Source organism: Salinicola sp. RZ23 (assembly GCF_003206675.1).
Lineage (GTDB): Bacteria > Pseudomonadota > Gammaproteobacteria > Pseudomonadales > Halomonadaceae > Salinicola > Salinicola endophyticus.
This window is the reverse complement of record NZ_PZJK01000008.1, coordinates 1-16,063: the sequence shown is the minus strand read 5'-3', so window position 1 is coordinate 16,063 and position 16,063 is coordinate 1. Positions and strand designations below refer to the sequence as shown.

23 protein-coding genes and 1 pseudogene are annotated in these 16,063 nt (G+C 65.9%); 22 read left to right on the top strand and 2 right to left on the bottom strand.

Annotation, left to right across the window (positions count from 1 at the left end):
- Window positions 1-867: 867 nt before the first annotated feature.
- Window positions 868-1,929: a phage portal protein gene (locus DOM67_RS09190; RefSeq protein ID WP_110675350.1), complete on the bottom strand. Its 1,062-nt coding sequence runs from the start codon at window positions 1,927-1,929 to the stop codon at window positions 868-870.
- A complete protein-coding gene (locus DOM67_RS09185; protein ID WP_110675349.1) occupies window positions 1,926-3,743 on the bottom strand; it encodes a terminase family protein in 1,818 nt (605 codons plus the stop codon). The genes DOM67_RS09190 and DOM67_RS09185 overlap by 4 nt, the downstream gene beginning before the upstream one ends.
- 151 nt (window positions 3,744-3,894) lie before the next feature.
- Between DOM67_RS09185 and DOM67_RS09180 the strand changes: the two genes are divergently transcribed.
- The 22 genes and pseudogenes from DOM67_RS09180 to DOM67_RS09075 form a co-directional block, all read left to right on the top strand.
- Window positions 3,895-4,707, top strand: a complete 813-nt coding sequence (locus DOM67_RS09180; protein WP_110675348.1) for a GPO family capsid scaffolding protein — start codon at window positions 3,895-3,897, stop codon at window positions 4,705-4,707.
- A gap of 8 nt (window positions 4,708-4,715) precedes the next feature.
- A complete protein-coding gene (locus DOM67_RS09175) occupies window positions 4,716-5,741 on the top strand; it encodes a phage major capsid protein, P2 family (RefSeq protein WP_110675347.1) in 1,026 nt (341 codons plus the stop codon).
- 2 nt (window positions 5,742-5,743) lie between these two features.
- Window positions 5,744-6,475 carry a phage terminase small subunit gene (gene gpM / locus DOM67_RS09170; protein WP_110675346.1) on the top strand — a complete coding sequence of 244 codons (732 nt, stop codon included), beginning with the start codon at window positions 5,744-5,746 and terminating at the stop codon, window positions 6,473-6,475.
- A 101-nt stretch (window positions 6,476-6,576) separates the two neighbouring features.
- A complete protein-coding gene (locus DOM67_RS09165; RefSeq protein WP_110675345.1) occupies window positions 6,577-7,047 on the top strand; it encodes a head completion/stabilization protein in 471 nt (156 codons plus the stop codon).
- A complete protein-coding gene (locus tag DOM67_RS09160; RefSeq protein WP_110675344.1) occupies window positions 7,044-7,256 on the top strand; it encodes a tail protein X in 213 nt (70 codons plus the stop codon). The genes DOM67_RS09165 and DOM67_RS09160 overlap by 4 nt, the downstream gene beginning before the upstream one ends.
- A gap of 55 nt (window positions 7,257-7,311) precedes the next feature.
- Window positions 7,312-7,563: a hypothetical protein gene (locus DOM67_RS09155; protein WP_157958819.1), complete on the top strand. Its 252-nt coding sequence runs from the start codon at window positions 7,312-7,314 to the stop codon at window positions 7,561-7,563.
- Entirely contained in the window at window positions 7,560-8,060 is a 501-nt protein-coding gene (locus DOM67_RS09150; protein WP_232825196.1) for a lysozyme, read from the top strand. The genes DOM67_RS09155 and DOM67_RS09150 overlap by 4 nt, the downstream gene beginning before the upstream one ends.
- A complete protein-coding gene (locus tag DOM67_RS09145; protein WP_110675341.1) occupies window positions 8,057-8,425 on the top strand; it encodes a hypothetical protein in 369 nt (122 codons plus the stop codon). Before DOM67_RS09150 ends, DOM67_RS09145 begins: the two co-directional genes overlap by 4 nt.
- Before the next feature lie 95 nt (window positions 8,426-8,520).
- A complete protein-coding gene (locus DOM67_RS09140; protein ID WP_110675340.1) occupies window positions 8,521-9,027 on the top strand; it encodes a phage tail protein in 507 nt (168 codons plus the stop codon).
- Complete coding sequence (locus DOM67_RS09135; protein ID WP_110675339.1) at window positions 9,017-9,469, top strand: phage virion morphogenesis protein; 453 nt, start codon at window positions 9,017-9,019, stop codon at window positions 9,467-9,469. The genes DOM67_RS09140 and DOM67_RS09135 overlap by 11 nt, the downstream gene beginning before the upstream one ends.
- An 87-nt stretch (window positions 9,470-9,556) precedes the next feature.
- Window positions 9,557-10,192, top strand: coding sequence for a phage baseplate assembly protein V (locus DOM67_RS09130; RefSeq protein WP_110675338.1), 636 nt, complete (start codon window positions 9,557-9,559; stop codon window positions 10,190-10,192).
- Window positions 10,192-10,542, top strand: a complete 351-nt coding sequence (locus DOM67_RS09125; protein ID WP_110675337.1) for a GPW/gp25 family protein — start codon at window positions 10,192-10,194, stop codon at window positions 10,540-10,542. The genes DOM67_RS09130 and DOM67_RS09125 overlap by 1 nt, the downstream gene beginning before the upstream one ends.
- Complete coding sequence (locus DOM67_RS09120) at window positions 10,539-11,438, top strand: baseplate J/gp47 family protein (protein ID WP_110675336.1); 900 nt, start codon at window positions 10,539-10,541, stop codon at window positions 11,436-11,438. The genes DOM67_RS09125 and DOM67_RS09120 overlap by 4 nt, the downstream gene beginning before the upstream one ends.
- Window positions 11,435-12,163 (top strand): phage tail protein I, encoded by a 729-nt coding sequence (locus DOM67_RS09115; protein WP_110675335.1) that lies wholly within the window; start codon window positions 11,435-11,437, stop codon window positions 12,161-12,163. The genes DOM67_RS09120 and DOM67_RS09115 overlap by 4 nt, the downstream gene beginning before the upstream one ends.
- Window positions 12,160-12,690, top strand: a complete 531-nt coding sequence (locus DOM67_RS09110; RefSeq protein WP_110675334.1) for a phage tail protein — start codon at window positions 12,160-12,162, stop codon at window positions 12,688-12,690. Before DOM67_RS09115 ends, DOM67_RS09110 begins: the two co-directional genes overlap by 4 nt.
- A complete protein-coding gene (locus DOM67_RS09105) occupies window positions 12,687-13,070 on the top strand; it encodes a hypothetical protein (RefSeq protein WP_110675333.1) in 384 nt (127 codons plus the stop codon). The genes DOM67_RS09110 and DOM67_RS09105 overlap by 4 nt, the downstream gene beginning before the upstream one ends.
- Window positions 13,067-13,342 carry a hypothetical protein gene (locus tag DOM67_RS09100; RefSeq protein WP_110675332.1) on the top strand — a complete coding sequence of 92 codons (276 nt, stop codon included), beginning with the start codon at window positions 13,067-13,069 and terminating at the stop codon, window positions 13,340-13,342. The genes DOM67_RS09105 and DOM67_RS09100 overlap by 4 nt, the downstream gene beginning before the upstream one ends.
- Window positions 13,339-13,893 (top strand): hypothetical protein, encoded by a 555-nt coding sequence (locus DOM67_RS09095; protein WP_110675331.1) that lies wholly within the window; start codon window positions 13,339-13,341, stop codon window positions 13,891-13,893. Before DOM67_RS09100 ends, DOM67_RS09095 begins: the two co-directional genes overlap by 4 nt.
- A 4-nt stretch (window positions 13,894-13,897) precedes the next feature.
- Window positions 13,898-14,719, top strand: a complete 822-nt coding sequence (locus tag DOM67_RS09090; protein ID WP_110675330.1) for a hypothetical protein — start codon at window positions 13,898-13,900, stop codon at window positions 14,717-14,719.
- Window positions 14,720-14,730: 11 nt separating this feature from the next.
- Complete coding sequence (locus DOM67_RS09085) at window positions 14,731-15,036, top strand: tail fiber assembly protein (protein WP_198651772.1); 306 nt, start codon at window positions 14,731-14,733, stop codon at window positions 15,034-15,036.
- A complete protein-coding gene (locus DOM67_RS09080) occupies window positions 15,033-15,359 on the top strand; it encodes a hypothetical protein (RefSeq protein WP_110675329.1) in 327 nt (108 codons plus the stop codon). Before DOM67_RS09085 ends, DOM67_RS09080 begins: the two co-directional genes overlap by 4 nt.
- 176 nt (window positions 15,360-15,535) lie before the next feature.
- Window positions 15,536-16,063, top strand: a pseudogene (locus tag DOM67_RS09075) (phage tail protein); the annotation flags it as partial.

Sequence of the window (16,063 nt, the reverse complement as noted above, 5' to 3'; positions counted from 1 at the left end):
TGGGCAAGTCTCGAGCGCAAATACTCAAGACGAGAACGCGGGCGCTATCCGAGATCTTCGTTAGATGCCAAATAGTCCACAAGGTGGTGCCAAATTCGGCGCGACGCGACAGCGCTACGCCCATTTCGCCCCGGACCACCTCGACGACGCATTGAGACTCAACCCAGTACAGGCGTTGACACTGGGTTGACACCAAACGAAAAAAGCCACCCGAAGGTGACTTTTCTCAATGCCTAGGCCCCTGTTTTCACGGGCCTTGTTGGTGCCGGTGAGTGGATTCGAACCACCGACCTACGCATTACGAATGCAAGCAGGCACCCGCGCCACACGTGGGCTACAGCGATGCGGGCCAGTAAAACCGGGGCCTGAGAGATAACCTGACGAGTCGCGGAGGGTCACATTTTGGCACACCGACTGTACCAAAAATGCACCAAGGAACGGCGGGCAGCGCCGCCGAAAGCGTGAAGCGCACGCCCACATCCCCACGCCGCCGCCGGTGCTCGTTCAAAACGCATCAAATCGCATCAAAAAACCACCCCTTATAACCGCCGCGCAGCCCAGCAGTAGCGCGGCCTGGGGCCGCCTGCAACACTGCAATAAAACCGACCCATTTAGCGCGCAGGCGGGGCGGGGAGTCGACGGCGCGCCGAGGGGGAGAAAGGGGGGCGGCAGGGGGCCAGCGGCGGCGCGTGAGGCGTGCGCGGGATGAGCGCGACCCGGTGACCGTCGAGCGACGGCGAGGCGTAGGCGAGCGCGTTGGGTGCGTAGCGTCGACAAATGCGGATGCTAAAGCTAATGCGTATCAACAGCGATACACGGCATGCGCGTAAAAAAGCCGCCCAAGTGGGCGGCTCGATCGGCACGGCGTCAGACAAGCGGCGGTGATTCCTGCGCCGCGGAGCCAAGCTCATACGGCCGGAACTTCACCACCTCTTGCCCCAGGATGTCGTTGATCCCGAGGAACACGGCCTGCAGTGGTTCCAGCTCGTTGGTGACGAACACCCGCGCCGCTTTCTCGACGTCGCCGAACCCACCAACGTTGCTCGGCATCACGCCCATGAGCTGTGGCGGTACACGGTGCCCGGCCAGCGTGTCGTCGCGTGTCACGTTCTTGATCCCGGCGAAATCGTCCTTGGCCGCTACCTCGCTGATCGGGATCAGCTGCACCCCGTCCTTCTTGCCACCCGGTGTATACAGAAACAGGTTGCGGAAATTGCCCGGGCCCTTCGACGACTTCAGCGCCTCGCGCATCCCATCGATGTCTTCCTGATTCATCGCCTCGTCGGTGACGTTGAGGATGAACCCCGCGTGGCTACCATTGAGGTAATACTTGCGGCGAAAAAGGGTGGCGTTTTCATTGAGCAGAATCGACTGCATCGCACCCAGGTAGTCAGGCACCCCGTAGAGTTCCTGATTAATGTCAGGCTCCATAAGGTGGATGATCGAGTCGCGCTCGAATTCCACCGGCTGGCGCCAGTCGCACGTCCACCAATACTGCCCGGGTTCGATGCCCCGCCGAACGTACCGCGCCTGCGCCGGACGGAGTTCCAGCAGCCGGCCCAGACGCCCGAACACCTGCTCGGGGTAGGCGTTGCCAAAAACCAGGTAATCGGTCACCAGCGAGCGGAACGCCTGCCGGCTCAGCAACGGGTGAGGGATGAACGACCGCGACAAAATATTGCGCTTTACCTGCAAGCTGCTGCCATGGTGTGCCGTCGCTCGATAGGTCCGTGCCAGCGCGGGCAAGTCGACCGGCGGCTCATACCAGCGCGAGCCGAACATCCAGCAGCCGGTGTACAGAAAATCCTGCATATCGATGACCGGCACCGGGTCGCCGAAGGTGAACGACTCCGCGCGGGCTGGGGCCGGGGACGGCGCAGATAGCGTCGCCGGCAATCGGAGGCGGGGCTTGTCCGCTGTCGCTGTCATCCGTAGATCTCCATGATCGAGCCGCCGCGCTCGCCAGCGGCAAGAACGTCGATCGGCTCATTGCTGAGGGCATGCATCGTGGCCCACGCAAGGTCTGCGTGGCCGGTGGTGGCGTTACGGCCACCGGAGTAGGTGAACTGGCGACCGCTGGCCGTCAGCTCGCGCCGGATCGCCGAGAAAGATTGCGCGACGATCACGTCGCGGGCGTCGAACTCGAGCCGGCCGTGACTGATGATGTGCTGCGCCTGGCGAACCAAGGCGGCTTTGCTGTCGGGGGTGTAGCGGTGACGGGTGACGCGCGGGAACCAGCGCGCGACGAGCTGCGCGACCGCCTCGCCCATGCCGTTGGTGTCGATGCCGATGTGCTGGACGTTGTAGCGGCTGGCGACCGTTTTGATGAACTCGGCCTGGGCCTCGTAGTCGTGGCCTTTGATGCGGTGCTGCTCGAGGATGCGGTGACGGTCGTTGCGGTTCTTCGCCGGGGCCAGCACGACCAGCCCCGCGCCGTCGCTGCCCTCGCCGTCGCCCGCCGGGTCGTAGCCGATCCACACCGGCGCCTGGCCGAAGGGCCGCGCCGCAAACGGTTTCCAGTCGCGCCACAGATCCCAGCTATCAACCATGCACCGCTGCATGGTCATCATCGGGAACGCCGACTGGCTGTCGTCGACGAACTCGCACATCAGCAGATTGGCGAACTCGTCGTCGCTGTACTCCAATCGCTGCTGATCGATGTCGATGAGGTCATACCCCTGGGCGGCTGCATCCTCGATCGTCACGATCTGGCGCCACTGCCCATCGGCGCAGCGAGCACCGCCGGCAAGCGCCGAATGGCTCACGTCGATCTCGACGCGATTGGCTTTTGCCCGGTTCTTGTTGAATCGCGCGCCGGTCCAGAACGGATACGCCTCATGAGCCACGGATGACGGGGTGCTGAAATAAGTCTGAGTCCAGCGCTTTTGCATCGCCATGCCGGACGTGACTTTGCGGAACTGCTCGAAACCGTTGATCCAGAAATATTCGTCGAGGTAGGTGTCGCCGTGGTAGCCCTGGGCCGTCTTGGCATTGGTGCCGAGAAAATGCAGCTCGGCGCCGTTGGCCAAGACGATGGGGTCGCCCTTCAGCTCGACGCCGGTAGTCTCTTTCACGAACTGCACGATGTAGTTTCGGAAGATGTGCGCCTGAGCCTTACTCGCGCTCATGAATATCTTGTTCTTGCCTGTTTCGACAGCGCTAGCGATGGCCTCGCGCGCGAAAAACCAGGTCGCCCCGATTTGACGCGACTTGAGCACGTTGCGTATCCGCTCGTGCTGACCGGCCCGGTACCAATGTCGCTGGTGGAGATATAGCGAGGCTTCGAACGCCTCGACGATCTGAATCACGCCCTCTTCGCCGACGTCGTTCCGTTTGGGCTTGCGCTTCTCGCCAGCGTTGCGCCGCTCGATATTCGGGTTGAGGTCCGATTCGCTGCCGCCCGCCTCGTACCGATGCACCCGGGCCAAGCGCTCGATCTGTCGGCCGAGCAGGTCGATTTCCTTGAAATCCCGCCCTTCCTTGGCGTCTTTGGTGATCAGTTGAACCATGCGCGCCTCGAGCGCGCCCTCGACCCGCTGCGTCGGGCTGGCATCGTCCCATTTCTCGCGCTGTTTCCAGCTCTGAATCGTGGCGCGGGGCTGATCGAGAAATTCGGCGATACGCGAGATGCGCCACCCCATCCAGTAGAGGTGGCGAGCGCTAACGCGGTTACCGTCGACGATATCGAGCGTAGCGTCGATGGCGGCGGGCGAGTCGTGGGCGGGTGTCGTCGGTGTTTTCATGCGGCCAGCGTACCGGCGCGCCGAGCGCCATTATCTGGCGGCGACTTGTTCTCAGCCGTTCTACAACGCGGATTCGTTGAGAGTCCCCGCCGGGACGCGGAACCTGACGCCCATACAGTAGTCAGCCCGCCCGCTCCCCGGAGACCGCCCCATGCCGAAATGGCACCGCATCGCCACCGAAGGCGCCACCACCGACGGCCGCAAGATCGATGCCGTCTGGCTCGAACAAATGGCCGCCAATTTCAATCCCGATATCTACGGCTGCCGAATCAATCTCGAGCACATCAAGGGCGTATTGCCGGATAGCCCGTTCAAAAGCTACGGGGACGTAACCGCGCTCAAGGCCGAGAAGAACGCCGCCGGGAAACTGCAACTCCTCGCCGAGATCGATCCGACCGACGAGCTGAAGGCGCTGAATGAAAAGCGCCAGAAGGTTTACACCAGCATGGAAGTCGACCCCGAGTTCGCCGATACCGGCGAGGCGTACCTGGTCGGCCTGGCTGTCACCGACTCCCCCGCATCCCTCGGAACGTCGATGCTCCAATTCGCGGCAGGCGCGGGTGACGAATCACCGCTGCGAGATCGAAAACAGCGGCCCGAAAACCTGTTCTCGGTCGCCGTGGAAACGGAGTTCGATTTCTCCGAAGAGCCCCCGAAAGGCCCCTCGCTGGCTGAGAAATTCCGCTCACTGTTCGCCAAGCACGACGCCAAGACAGAGGCCGGGTTCGCCGCATTCCGCACCGACCTCGAGGAAACGCTCGGCATGTTCATGCAGCGCCACCAAGAGCTGGCCGCCGACCTCGCCGCGCGCCCCACCGCTGCCGCATTCAGCGAGCTGAAGACGGCGCACGACGATCTGCAAACCCGGTTCGACGCGCTCTATACCCAGCTCGACACCACCCCCCGACACCAACGCCGCCAAGAGTCCACCGGCGGTAACGACTCCATCGAAACGGACTGCTGAGAGAGACCATGCGCAACGAAACCCGAAAGCTACTCAACGCCTACGCCGCGCGGCTCGCTCAGCTCAACGGTGTGGAGAACGCATTCTCGACGTTCGAGGTCGAACCGTCGGTGCAGCAGACCCTCGAGACCAAGATTCAGGAATCCAGCGACTTCCTGAACCGCATCAACATGACCGGTGTGCGCGACCTCAAAGCCGAAAAACTCGGCCTCGGCATCAGCGGCACCATCGCCGGTCGCACGGATACGGATGTGCGCGATCGCAATCCGATCGACCCGACCAGTCTCGAGGCACACGACTACGAATGTCTGTCGACGGAGTTCGACACGTTCCTGAAATGGAGCAAGCTCGACGCCTGGGCGCGGCATCCCGATTTTCAAGCGCGCGTGCGCGACGCCATCATCCGTCAGCAGGCACTCGACCGGATCATGATCGGTTTCAATGGCAAGACTGCCGCGAAACAAACCGACCGCGTAGCTAACCCGATGCTCGAGGACGTCAACATCGGTTGGCTGCAGCAGTACCGCAACAACGCCGCCGCCCGCGTGATCAACGGTGTGAAGATCGGTAAGGGCCAAGAGTTCCAGAATATCGACGCCCTGGTCTATGAGGCGGTGAGTTCACTGGTCGAACCGTGGTACCGCGATAACACCGACCTTGTCGCCATCGTCGGCCGCTCGCTGATGACCGAGAAGTATCTGCCGAAGATCAACGAATGGGAGCAGCCCACGGAAGCGCGCGCCCTTGACCTGATCATGGCGGCCAAGCGCATGGGTGGGCAGACCGCGATGCAGGTGCCGTTCATGCCGGAGAACGCGATCTTCATCACGTCGACCGACAACCTGTCGATCTACTGGCAAGAGGGCTCACGTCGTCGCCATCTGATCGACAAGCCGGAGCGCAAGCGCGTCGTCAACTACGAATCCAGCAACGACGCTTACGTTATCGAAGACTACGGTTTCGGCTGTCTGATCGAGGGAATCACCTTCGAAGACGCCGAGGAAACAGCCGACGAAGCCACCGCCGGAGCCTGATCATGGTCAGCTCGATCCGTAAGCACTTCGAGCGCGTATCGGCCGCCCAAGCGGCGGCCGATGCGGGCGAGGCACCGATGCAGGGCGCCGAGTATGAGCTGAAGATGGCGCAGTATTTCGAGGACTATCGCCGGCTGAAATCGATCCAGTCCGTCGAGCGCAAGATCGAGGTCAAGCGCGAGATCCTGCCGAATTACGCCGAGTACGTCGCCGGCGTGCTCGAGACCGGCCAGGGTGCGCAGGATGAAGTCATCATGCGCGTCATGCTGTGGCGTATCGACGTCGGCGACATCGCTGGCGCGCTCGACATCGCCCGCTACGCGATCAAGCACAAGCTCGACCCCGGCGAGGAATTCCAGCGCTCAACGGCGGCGATTCTCGTCGAAGAATCGTCCGACCAGGCGCTCGCCCTGGCAGACGATGATGATTCGCTGTTGGATGCGCTGCGGGAGATCGACACCCTCACCCAGGGCGCGGACATGCACGACCCGATCCGCGCCAAACTGCACAAAGCGCTGGGCAACGGGCACCGCGCCCGCGGCGAGCTGCCCGAGGCCATCGCCAAATACCAGCGCGCGCGGGAACTGAATGAGCGAGTCGGCGTGAAGAAAGACATCGAACGCCTGGAACGCGAACTCAAGAACGCCCCGCCGGCGACCGAGCCCGAGACCGACAGCGCCACCACCGCCGAGCCGCAACCCAGCACCAGCCAGGCGCCTGACGCCACCGGCTGACACCGAGTCGACCGCCGACGCCAGGGGGCACGGTGGTAACGGAAAGCCAAGGCTCTCCCGAAACCGCCGTCCACCCCCTGATTTAGATTTAGAGGTGCGCTATGTCCAGCTTCGTCGCCGCCGGCAACGCCAGCGCCACCCCGGCGGACCCGATACCCAACGCCACGTTTTACCCCGACATAGACCCGGCCGCCTTCCGCGATGCCCACCGCATCGACGGCACGGTCACGCCCCAGCGCCTGGCCAACGTACTGCTGACCGCGATCGCCGCGACCAACCGCGTGTTGCGCGCCTGGCAGGCCCAGCAGGTCGAGGCCGGCTATCCGGTCATCGACGCGGTGCCGGCGCCGGACTGGCAGCCGGCGGGCATCTACCCGGCGCTATATCAGCGCGCGGTATTCGCCGAGGCCCACGCGCAGTTGCTCGAGCGCTACCGCGACTATGACGCCACCGCCGCGACCCGGGACCGCGGCGACCTGCACGACGAGACCGCCGACACCTACCGGCGCGACGCGCGCTGGGCAGTGAGCCAGATTTGCGGCCGCCCCAATGTGACCGTCGAGCTGATATGAGCCGCACGATTCGCAGCGTCCAGGGCGACACGCTCGACCGCATTTGTCACCGGGTCTACGGCCAGACCGCCGGCGTCACCGAAAGGGTGCTCGACGCCAACCCGGGCATCGCTGACCTCGGCCCGGTGCTCCCCAGCGCGACGGTCGTCGCGCTGCCGGACATCGCCACCCAGTCGCCCAGCACCGCAACCGTCCAGCTCTGGGACTGATGCCATGCGACCGACTCATCGAAACAGCAGGAACAACAACCGCACGCCCGATCCCATGATCGTGCTGATCACGCTACTCATCGCCCACGCAGGGACGACCATGGCCCAGCAACTCAGCATCACCACCGAAGCGATCAAGACCACGCCGCCCGCGCTCGTCTCGCTGCTACACGCCGGCGGCATGACGCCGTCCGACTGGGTCACGGTCCTGACCCTCGCGTATCTCGCGCTGCAGATCGGGCTGATCGTGCCCAAGTATCTCGGCAACCTGCGCGACTGGTGGGACCGCATCCGGGGGCGCTCATGAAGAACTGGAAGCGGTGGATGGGCGGCGCGGGAATCGGCGGCGCGTGCGGCCTGGCGCTGTCGCTCTCGATCAACGTCGTGAAGCACTACGAAGGCACCGAGCTGCAGGCGTATCCCGACCCCGTCGGCATCCCGACGATCTGCACCGGCCACACCGGGCCGACGGTCGAACTGAACCAGACCCGAACCACCCAGGAGTGCGAGGCGCTGCTCGCTGGCGACCTGGGCGAGGCATTCGACGCCATCGACCGCAACGTCGCCCCCGAGATCAATGCCACCATGCCGCCGACCCGCCGGGCGGCGCTGGCCTCGTTCATCTTCAACGTCGGCGCCGGGGCATTCCGAGACTCGACCCTGCTGGCCCGGCTGAACGCCGGCGACACGCGCGCCGCGTGCGATCAGCTCTCACGATGGGTCTACGCCGGCGGCCGGAAGCTCGCCGGACTGGTCAAGCGCCGCGCGGCGGAACGCGAGCTGTGCCTGGCGGGGCTGGAATGACGGCGCGCACCCTCGCCCTGGTCGCCGTGCTGGCCATCGCCGCCGGCGGTGGCTGGCTCAGCCGCGGCTGGTTCGAGGACGCCCAGCGCCTCACCGCGCTCGAAGCCGCCCAGGCGGCAACCAGCCAGGCGCTAGCGCGGGAGTCCGTCATCGCCGGCGTGGTCGAGGCGCGGCTTGCCACCCTCGACGCCAATCAACGGGTCATCGACCGGGGAGTGATTCGTGAGATCCAGAAGCCGATTTACCGCCGCGTCTGCCTTGAGCCTGACGCTGTGCGCCTGCTCAACGACGCCGCCGCCGGCCGCGCCCCCGATTCAGCAGACGCTGCTGACGCGCTGCCCGCAGACGCTGCCGGCGCTGGCTGACGGCACCGGCGCCACCATCGTACTGACGCTGCGCGACTGGGCGGCGCAGTACCACGCCTGCGCGACCCGGCATAACGGACTGGTGGAGACCATAGATGCGAAAGCTGCACGCTCTGCGGCAATACATGATTGACGCCGTACCCGCCTTGCGGCGCGACCCCGACCGCCTGCTGACGTTCTTCGAGGACGGCTCCGTCGAATTCGCGCGAGGTGGCAATCTCAGCCACGGCTACAGCTACACTGCGCAACTCGTGCTGACCGACTACGCCGACGCCATCGACGCCATCATGATCCCGCTACTCGACTGGCTCTCGGTGCATCAGCCAGACCTGCCCCATGAACAAGCGGTCTCGTTCGAAGCGGAGATCCTGAGTAACAGCACCGTCGACGTGGTGCTGCGCGTCCAGCTCACCGAGCGCGTCGTCGCCAAGCGCGACTGTGCCACCGGCCAGATCCTCGCCGAACACCGGATGCCCCGATTCGACACCGAGGAATGCCCCGCCGAGCGCTGGCAGCTACTGCTGCGCGATACCGAGGCCGGCGGCGACTATGAGCACATCGCGGAATGGACGGGACCGGGGGCCGGCGCTGATGGCGTCTGACGATCTCAGCCAGCTCGATGACTGGCTCGCCCCGCTGCTCTCCCGACTCGAAGCGCACGAACGCCGCCGGCTCGCCCGGCTGGTCGCCACCGACCTGCGCCGTTCACAGCGCGAGCGCATCAAAGCCCAGCGCAACCCGGACGGCAGCCGCTACACACCCCGCCGCTCACGCGATCAAAAGGGCGCCATCCGGCGCCAGGCCATGTTTACGAAGTTGCGCACGGCCAAATACCTGCGCGTGCGCACCAGCGCAGACAGCGCCACGGTCGGATTTTTCGGCCGCGTGGCCAGCATCGCGCGCACCCATCAATACGGGCTACGCGACCGCGTCGCTGAGAACGGCCCGCGCGTGAAATACGCCGAGCGCGAGCTGATCGGATTCACCGACGCCGACCGCGAGCGCGTGCGCGACGGCGTGCTCGACTACCTCTCTGGGATGTGAGCCCGCGTTCTACAACGCGCGCCGGCAGACGCCGCGCGGCGTGTTGTGGACGATGGCCAGACGACACCCAACCGCCACCGGTGCCCCATGTCCGCCGAACTCGCCCGACTGCTCGAAAACCTGATCCGCATCGGCACGGTCGCCCAGATCGACCACGCCGCGGTGCGTGTCCGCGTGCAGTGCGGCGAGCTGCTGACCGACTGGCTCCCCTGGCTGACCGCCCGCGCCGGGCAAACCCGCACCTGGAACCCGCCGACCCTGGGCGAGCAGGTACTGCTGCTGGCCCCCGGCGGCGAGCTGCGCGGCGCCGTGGTGCTCTCCGCGATCAACTCGGACGCCGTGCCGGCGCCGAGCCACGTCCCCAAGATCACCATGGTCGAGATGCCCGATGGCGCGGTGCTCGCCTACGACCACGCGGCCAGCCATCTCAGCGCCACCCTGCCCGGATCGGCCAGCCTCGACGCCCAGGGCGCGGTGAGCGTCACCACCGCCGCGGCGCTGACCGCCACCGCCGCGGGCGGCGCCACGCTCAACGCCAACACCGTCATCAACGGCAATCTCACGCTCAATGGCAACTTCACCCAGCCCAGCGGCCAGACCGCGACCATGGGTGGCGATACCCATTTCACCGGCGCGGTGACCAGCAACGGACGCGACATCAGCGCCAGCCACACCCACGGCGGCGTGCAGCGCGGCGGCGACAAGACGGACGGGGTGAGCTGATGGCCGGCATGAACCGCACCACCGGCGCGGCGCTGGATGGCGTCGAGCACATCCGCCAATCCGTCGCCGACATTCTCACCACGCCGATCGGCTCGCGCGTCATGCGCCGCGACTACGGCTCGCTGCTGCCCGAGCTGGTCGACCAGCCGCTAGATGGCGCCACCGCCCTGCGTGCCTACTCGGCCACCGTGGTGGCGCTGATGCGCTGGGAGCCGCGCATTCGCGTGAAGCAGATCACGCGCAACGTCTCCACCACGCGCCCCGGACGGCTCGATCTGACGATCAGCGCCCGCCGCGTCGACACCGGCGACGATGTCGAGCTAGACGTCGCCCTGGGGAGCACTCGATGACCACCGCTATTGACCTATCCCAGCTCCCCGCGCCCGACGCCATTGAAACGCTCGACTACGAGACGCTGCTGGCCGCGCGCAAAGCCTCGCTGATCGCGCTCTACCCCGCCGACGAGCAGGCCGACATCGCCGCCCGCCTCGAGCTGGAATCAGAGCCCCTGGTCAAGCTGCTGCAGGAGAACGCCTACCGCGAGATCGTGCTGCGCCAGCGCATCAACGAAGCCGCCCGCGCCAACATGCTGGCGTTCGCCATCGGCGCCGATCTCGACCAGCTCGGCGCCAACTTCGGCGTCAAGCGACTGATGATCGACGCCGGCGACCCAGACGCCGTGCCGCCGGTCGCGCCGACCTTCGAGAGCGACACCGCCCTGCGCTCGCGCATCCAGCTCGCCTTCGAATCGCTGTCGGTCGCCGGCCCCGTCGGCGCCTACCGGTTTCAGGCCCTCGCCGCCCACCCGGACGTGCTCGATGTGGCCGTCGAGAGCCCCGACCCGGTCGACGTCGTCGTCACGATCCTCTCGCGCACCGGCGACGGCATCCCCGGCGCCGACGTGCTCACCGCCGTGCGCGCACACATCGACGAGAGGCGCCCGCTCACCGACCGCGTTACCGTGCAGCCGGCCGATATCGTCGAGTACCAGATCGACGCAAACCTCACGCTCGACGACGGCCCGGATGCCGACGTGGTCCAGCAATCTGCCATTGCTCGCCTCAACGCCTACATCGCCTCGCGCCACCGCCTCGGCGCCTGGGTCACGCGCTCCGGCATTCACGCCGCGCTCACCGTCGAGGGCGTCGTCGCCGTGGAATTGCTCGACTGGGCGGACCTGCGCGCCCAGCCCCACCAGGCGCCGGCCTGCACAGCATCGCGCGTCGCGACAGTGAGGCGTCCATGAGTCAGCTACTGCCGCCCAACCGCACCTCGCTCGAAAGCCGCACCGCCGACGCCCTGGTCACCGACCCGCCGGTGCCGCTGCGCACGCTGTGGAATCCGCAGACCTGCCCCGCGCACCTGCTGCCGTTCCTCGCCTGGGCCTACTCGGTCGACAACTGGTCGGCCGCGTGGTCAGAGCGCGTCAAGCGCCGCGTCATCGCCGCCTCGTTCGACGTCCACCGCATGAAAGGCACACGCACGGCCATCGACCGCGCGCTCTCTGCGATGGGCGTAGACGTGATCATTAAGGAATGGTTCGAGGTCGAGCCCAACCTCGCGCGCGGCACCTTCGACGCCCTGCTCTACGTCAACGAGAACCTGACACCGGACGCCCCGGCGCTGATCGGCCCCGAACTCTACGCCGAGCTGCGCGCGACGCTGGACGCCGCCAAGAACGTGCGCAGTCACTACACCTTTCGCGTCGGCGCCCGCTTCGGCCCGGGCAGGTTGGGTGCCGCCACGGTCATGACACCAGGGGGCACGGCGTACCGGGATGCCGCCGCCGGCTACCGCACGCCCACCCTGCGCGGCGGATTCACCGCCGGCGCCGCGACCAACGTTCGCGCCGTCGGGCGATTCAGCACCGAGGCCACCAACCGCGCGGCACTTAACCCGGCTCGCCTGCTCGCTGCTGCCACCTGCCGCGCCGTCGCGCTCACGTATCACATCATGGAGCCCACCGCATGAGCACCGCCCTCGTCCCGGTCATCACCCTCGACGGCATCAATGCCGTATTCAACGCCCAGGGCGACGGCGTTGCCGCGCGCGTCACCCATATCGCCCTGGGCGACCACGGCCGCACGCCCAGCGCCGACGAAACCCGGCTGCGCAACGAGCGCCGCCGTATCGAGATCGCCGACGGCGAGCGCATCGGCGGCCAGCAGATCCACGTGACCGGCGTGGTGGATGGCGACGGCCCCGAATTCTGGGTGCGCGAGGTCGGATTCATTCTGGACTCCGGCGCGATGCTCGCCGTGTGGTCCGACACGCGGCCACTGGCCTACATCTCCAACAGCGTCCCGCTGCTGCTGGCGTTCGACCTGCGCCTCGAGGCGCTGCCAGCGGAATCGGTCACGGTCGAGAGCACCGGTGCCGACCTCTCGCTCGCCGCCTGGGGCGAGCAGTACGCGGCCAACGCCGCGGCGACGCTCGCCACCATGACCGAGACGCTGAAGCTCCACTTCCGCCTGCTCGAGATCGAGAAGCAGGCATGAGCGCGCCGCTGATCAGCCTCGTCGCCGGCACCACTTACGCCTTCGAGGTCGAGTGGTCGACCGAGGACGCCGGCCGCACCGCGCCGGTAGATCTCACCGGCGCAACGGCTCGATTCGTCATCGCCAGCAGCGAGCGGCCCCTGGTCGAGCTGCGCGATGGGGACGGCATCACGATTGCGCCGGCCACCGGCACGCTGGCGATCCGCATCCCGCCGGTGGCCACCGCCGGGCATGACCCGCTCGACTGGCGAGGCGCGCGTTACGAGCTGCGCGTAACGCTCGGCCGCGACGTCTACTCGCTGATGATCGGCGTCGCCCGGCTGCTCGACGGGGTGATCGAGGAAGACATCGAAGAAGAGATAGGGGGAGCCAGCGCATGAATGCGAGCCACCGCGTCGACGTCCGCATGAGCGGCGGCCAGATCGTTACCGTCAAGCGGCCCGAGGCGCCGCGCCAAGTCATCAGCGCCGGGCGCCAGGGGCCTGCCGGCACGCTCGCCCCAGCCGACCTGGCCCGCGTGAATGCCGCCGTCGCGCAGTCCGCCGCCGCCTCGCGGGAAGCCCGGGCAGCCAGCCAAGCCGTCAGCGACCTGGTCGACGAGCTGACGCATCTCTTCGACCACACCACCGGTAAAACCGAGGCCATGACATGAGCATCAGCGAGCAGTTGACGGGCCTGCGCACCGCGATCAGCAACGCCCTGGGCGCGATCGACGGCAAGCTGCGCAACAAGCCAGACCGCGGCGAGATCTACACGCGGGACTATCTCAGCAACGGCGAGAACACCCTCGGCGCCGGGGCGTCTCGCGCCGGCCGCCTGACCACGCCGCGCGCGATCAGCCTGGGCGGCGACGGCCAGGGCTCGGTGAGCTTCGATGGCTCCGGCGACGTCACGCTGACGCTCACCGTGCCCGCCCTGGCCGACAAGGCCAACGCCGCCGACACCCTGACATCCGAGCAGGTCGACGCCCGCATTCAGGCGCTGATCGGCTCGGCGCCCGAGGCGCTGGACACGCTCAAGGAACTCGCCGACGCCCTGGGCAATAACCCCAACTTCGCGACCACGGTGCAGCAGCAGCTCGGCGAGAAAGCGACCAAGAGCCGCGTCGACGCGCTCGAGCAGACGCTGGCCGGCGGCTTCGCCGACCTCGCCGACGCCTTCCGCGACGGCATCACCCAGATCAATAGCACGACAGGAGCCTGACCCCATGAGCCTGATGGATGAAATGAAGAACGTCGTCACGATCGGTCGCGAGCTGTTCACGACCGTCAGCGGCAAGATGAAAGAGATCGATGCCAAAGTGGATGCCGCGACGGCGAGTGTGCCCAATCGAATCCGAGAGCTATCCATTCAGAGCATTTACGTCGATGCCACTGATGGTAACGACGAAAATGACGGCACGGTCAGCTCACCCCGTAAAACTATCGCCGGGCTGAATGACATCATTGTCAACGGCTCATTTATTCAGATCGCAGTAAAAGAAGGCCAGACACACCGCGTTGATGGATCGGGAATGAACATCAACAGCGGTAACATCCGCTTCGTTCGCTGGAACAACACCAGCGGCGTGAATAAACCCGTGCTGCTCTGGGTGGCGGAGAACGTCGCCAACGACTCCCAAGCTGGACAGGGATATTACGTCGGATTGAGGAATGGTTCCGTGTCGTTGTCCGGGGTCGATATCACATGCGACGCCAACGGCTTGAAAATGAACGACTCAAGCGCCTTTCTACGTTATACCCCGGGAAATGTGGCCGTGTTCATTTACGACAGTGTCGTTAGGCTAATCGACTCGCGCTTAGCGATGGTGTCGGTTGGCTACTGCCAACGAGATCTTTCCGTCCGCAATGTCATTGTCGAAATCGGTAGCAACGCAAACGGCAAGTCGAAATTGGTCAACTGTCCTACCACACCCGCTGGCACCATTCGTTTAGAAGTAGGCGCGCTATCTCTGCCGTCGGGATATTCGATCAACGACTTGGTCGACTATGAAGCTGATACCAACTCACGACTCACCAACACGCTGTAAGAGAGAGCCACATGATCGATAAAATCGAGTACAACGGCAGGACCTATCTCAGGATTTCGGCCGTCGAAGCTACGGAAATGGGAATACCAAAGTCGGTGGTTCAGGCTGCATCAAAGCGGCAACAATGGACCGATATCCGCACCCGCCGCGACGCCCTGCTGCGCGCTTGCGACTACGCAGTCATGCCCGACTATCCGCTGACCGACGACCAGCTCGCCGAAGTGAAAGCCTACCGCCAGGCGCTGCGCGACATCCCCGAGACCGCTGGCGACCCCGACGCTGTCGAGTGGCCGGCAAAACCCGAGGTACTGGCATGAACCGCACGAACTGGGAGCACGCCGGCATCGCCGCCGGCCTGATGCTCGCCGTCTTCCTGCCGCTGGTGCTGCTCGCGGTGCCCGGCGCCCCGCTGATCGCCTTCGCCGTCGCGGTGACCTGGTTCCTCGCGCGGGAGTGCACGCAGCACGAATACAAGCTCGGCCTGGCCCGCGGCTGGCGCTGGGGCCAGACCCTGCCGGTGCGCTGGTGGGAAGGATTCGCCCGCGGCTGGTCCCGCGACTCGCTGCTCGACTGGCTCACGCCCCTGGGCGTCTGCCTGCTGCTGCTCGCTGGGCTCTGGCTGCTGCCGCTGCCGAGTTGACCCGGCCGCCGAGAGCCACCCCAAGCCCGCCGCCGGCGGGCTTTTTCGTGCGTGGCGCCGGTGATTGTCCTAAAGCCGCGTTCTACAACGGCCAGCGCTCGCCCCGCCCTCACCCGCCCCACACCATGGCCCCCTGAACTGCCTAAAACACCCCGTTTCCCTGATCAGGAATTCCCATGGCACTCGACCAATACCACCACGGCGTGCGCGTCTCGGAAGTCAACGACGGCACCCGCACGATTCGCACCATCTCCACCGCCGTCATCGGCATCGTGGCCACCGCGTCCGATGCCGATGCGGCGGCATTCCCGCTCAATCAGCCCGCGCTGGTCACCAACGTGGCCACCGCCATCGGCCAGGCCGGCACCACCGGCACGCTGAAAGACGCGCTGACCGCGATCGGCAACCAGGCGCGCCCGATCATCGTCGTGGTACGCGTCGCCGAGGGCGAAGACGAGACCGACACCAGCGCGAACGTCATCGGCACCACCCTCGACACCGGCCAGCGCACCGGCCTGCAGGCGCTGATGACCGCCAAGCAAAAGCTCGGCGTCACCCCGCGCATCATCGGCTGCCCGGGGCTCGATACCCTCGAAGTCGTCACCGCCATGGTGCCGGTGCTGCAGGCGCTGCGCGCCTTCGGCTACGCCTACGCCCACGGCTGCGAGACGCTGACCGACGCCACCGCATACCGCGACCAGTTC

Excerpts from the sequence above, each read along its gene's own strand:
- DOM67_RS09140 (WP_110675340.1), top strand. The coding sequence starts at position 8,521 with ATGCGAAAGCTGCACGCTCTGCGGCAATACATGATTGACGCCGTACCC.
- DOM67_RS09165 (WP_110675345.1), top strand. The coding sequence starts at position 6,577 with ATGTCCAGCTTCGTCGCCGCCGGCAACGCCAGCGCCACCCCGGCGGAC.
- DOM67_RS09080 (WP_110675329.1), top strand. The coding sequence starts at position 15,033 with ATGAACCGCACGAACTGGGAGCACGCCGGCATCGCCGCCGGCCTGATG.
- DOM67_RS09180 (WP_110675348.1), top strand. The coding sequence starts at position 3,895 with ATGCCGAAATGGCACCGCATCGCCACCGAAGGCGCCACCACCGACGGC.
- DOM67_RS09130 (WP_110675338.1), top strand. The coding sequence starts at position 9,557 with ATGTCCGCCGAACTCGCCCGACTGCTCGAAAACCTGATCCGCATCGGC.
- gpM (WP_110675346.1), top strand. The coding sequence starts at position 5,744 with ATGGTCAGCTCGATCCGTAAGCACTTCGAGCGCGTATCGGCCGCCCAA.
- DOM67_RS09105 (WP_110675333.1), top strand. The coding sequence starts at position 12,687 with ATGAGCGCGCCGCTGATCAGCCTCGTCGCCGGCACCACTTACGCCTTC.
- DOM67_RS09155 (WP_157958819.1), top strand. The coding sequence starts at position 7,312 with ATGATCGTGCTGATCACGCTACTCATCGCCCACGCAGGGACGACCATG.
- DOM67_RS09085 (WP_198651772.1), top strand. The coding sequence starts at position 14,731 with ATGATCGATAAAATCGAGTACAACGGCAGGACCTATCTCAGGATTTCG.
- DOM67_RS09160 (WP_110675344.1), top strand. The coding sequence starts at position 7,044 with ATGAGCCGCACGATTCGCAGCGTCCAGGGCGACACGCTCGACCGCATT.
- DOM67_RS09100 (WP_110675332.1), top strand. The coding sequence starts at position 13,067 with ATGAATGCGAGCCACCGCGTCGACGTCCGCATGAGCGGCGGCCAGATC.
- DOM67_RS09175 (WP_110675347.1), top strand. The coding sequence starts at position 4,716 with ATGCGCAACGAAACCCGAAAGCTACTCAACGCCTACGCCGCGCGGCTC.
- DOM67_RS09110 (WP_110675334.1), top strand. The coding sequence starts at position 12,160 with ATGAGCACCGCCCTCGTCCCGGTCATCACCCTCGACGGCATCAATGCC.
- DOM67_RS09125 (WP_110675337.1), top strand. The coding sequence starts at position 10,192 with ATGGCCGGCATGAACCGCACCACCGGCGCGGCGCTGGATGGCGTCGAG.
- DOM67_RS09095 (WP_110675331.1), top strand. The coding sequence starts at position 13,339 with ATGAGCATCAGCGAGCAGTTGACGGGCCTGCGCACCGCGATCAGCAAC.
- DOM67_RS09120 (WP_110675336.1), top strand. The coding sequence starts at position 10,539 with ATGACCACCGCTATTGACCTATCCCAGCTCCCCGCGCCCGACGCCATT.
- DOM67_RS09090 (WP_110675330.1), top strand. The coding sequence starts at position 13,898 with ATGAGCCTGATGGATGAAATGAAGAACGTCGTCACGATCGGTCGCGAG.
- DOM67_RS09185 (WP_110675349.1), bottom strand. The coding sequence starts at position 3,743 with ATGAAAACACCGACGACACCCGCCCACGACTCGCCCGCCGCCATCGAC.
- DOM67_RS09190 (WP_110675350.1), bottom strand. The coding sequence starts at position 1,929 with ATGACAGCGACAGCGGACAAGCCCCGCCTCCGATTGCCGGCGACGCTA.
- DOM67_RS09150 (WP_232825196.1), top strand. The coding sequence starts at position 7,560 with ATGAAGAACTGGAAGCGGTGGATGGGCGGCGCGGGAATCGGCGGCGCG.
- DOM67_RS09145 (WP_110675341.1), top strand. The coding sequence starts at position 8,057 with ATGACGGCGCGCACCCTCGCCCTGGTCGCCGTGCTGGCCATCGCCGCC.
- DOM67_RS09135 (WP_110675339.1), top strand. The coding sequence starts at position 9,017 with ATGGCGTCTGACGATCTCAGCCAGCTCGATGACTGGCTCGCCCCGCTG.
- DOM67_RS09115 (WP_110675335.1), top strand. The coding sequence starts at position 11,435 with ATGAGTCAGCTACTGCCGCCCAACCGCACCTCGCTCGAAAGCCGCACC.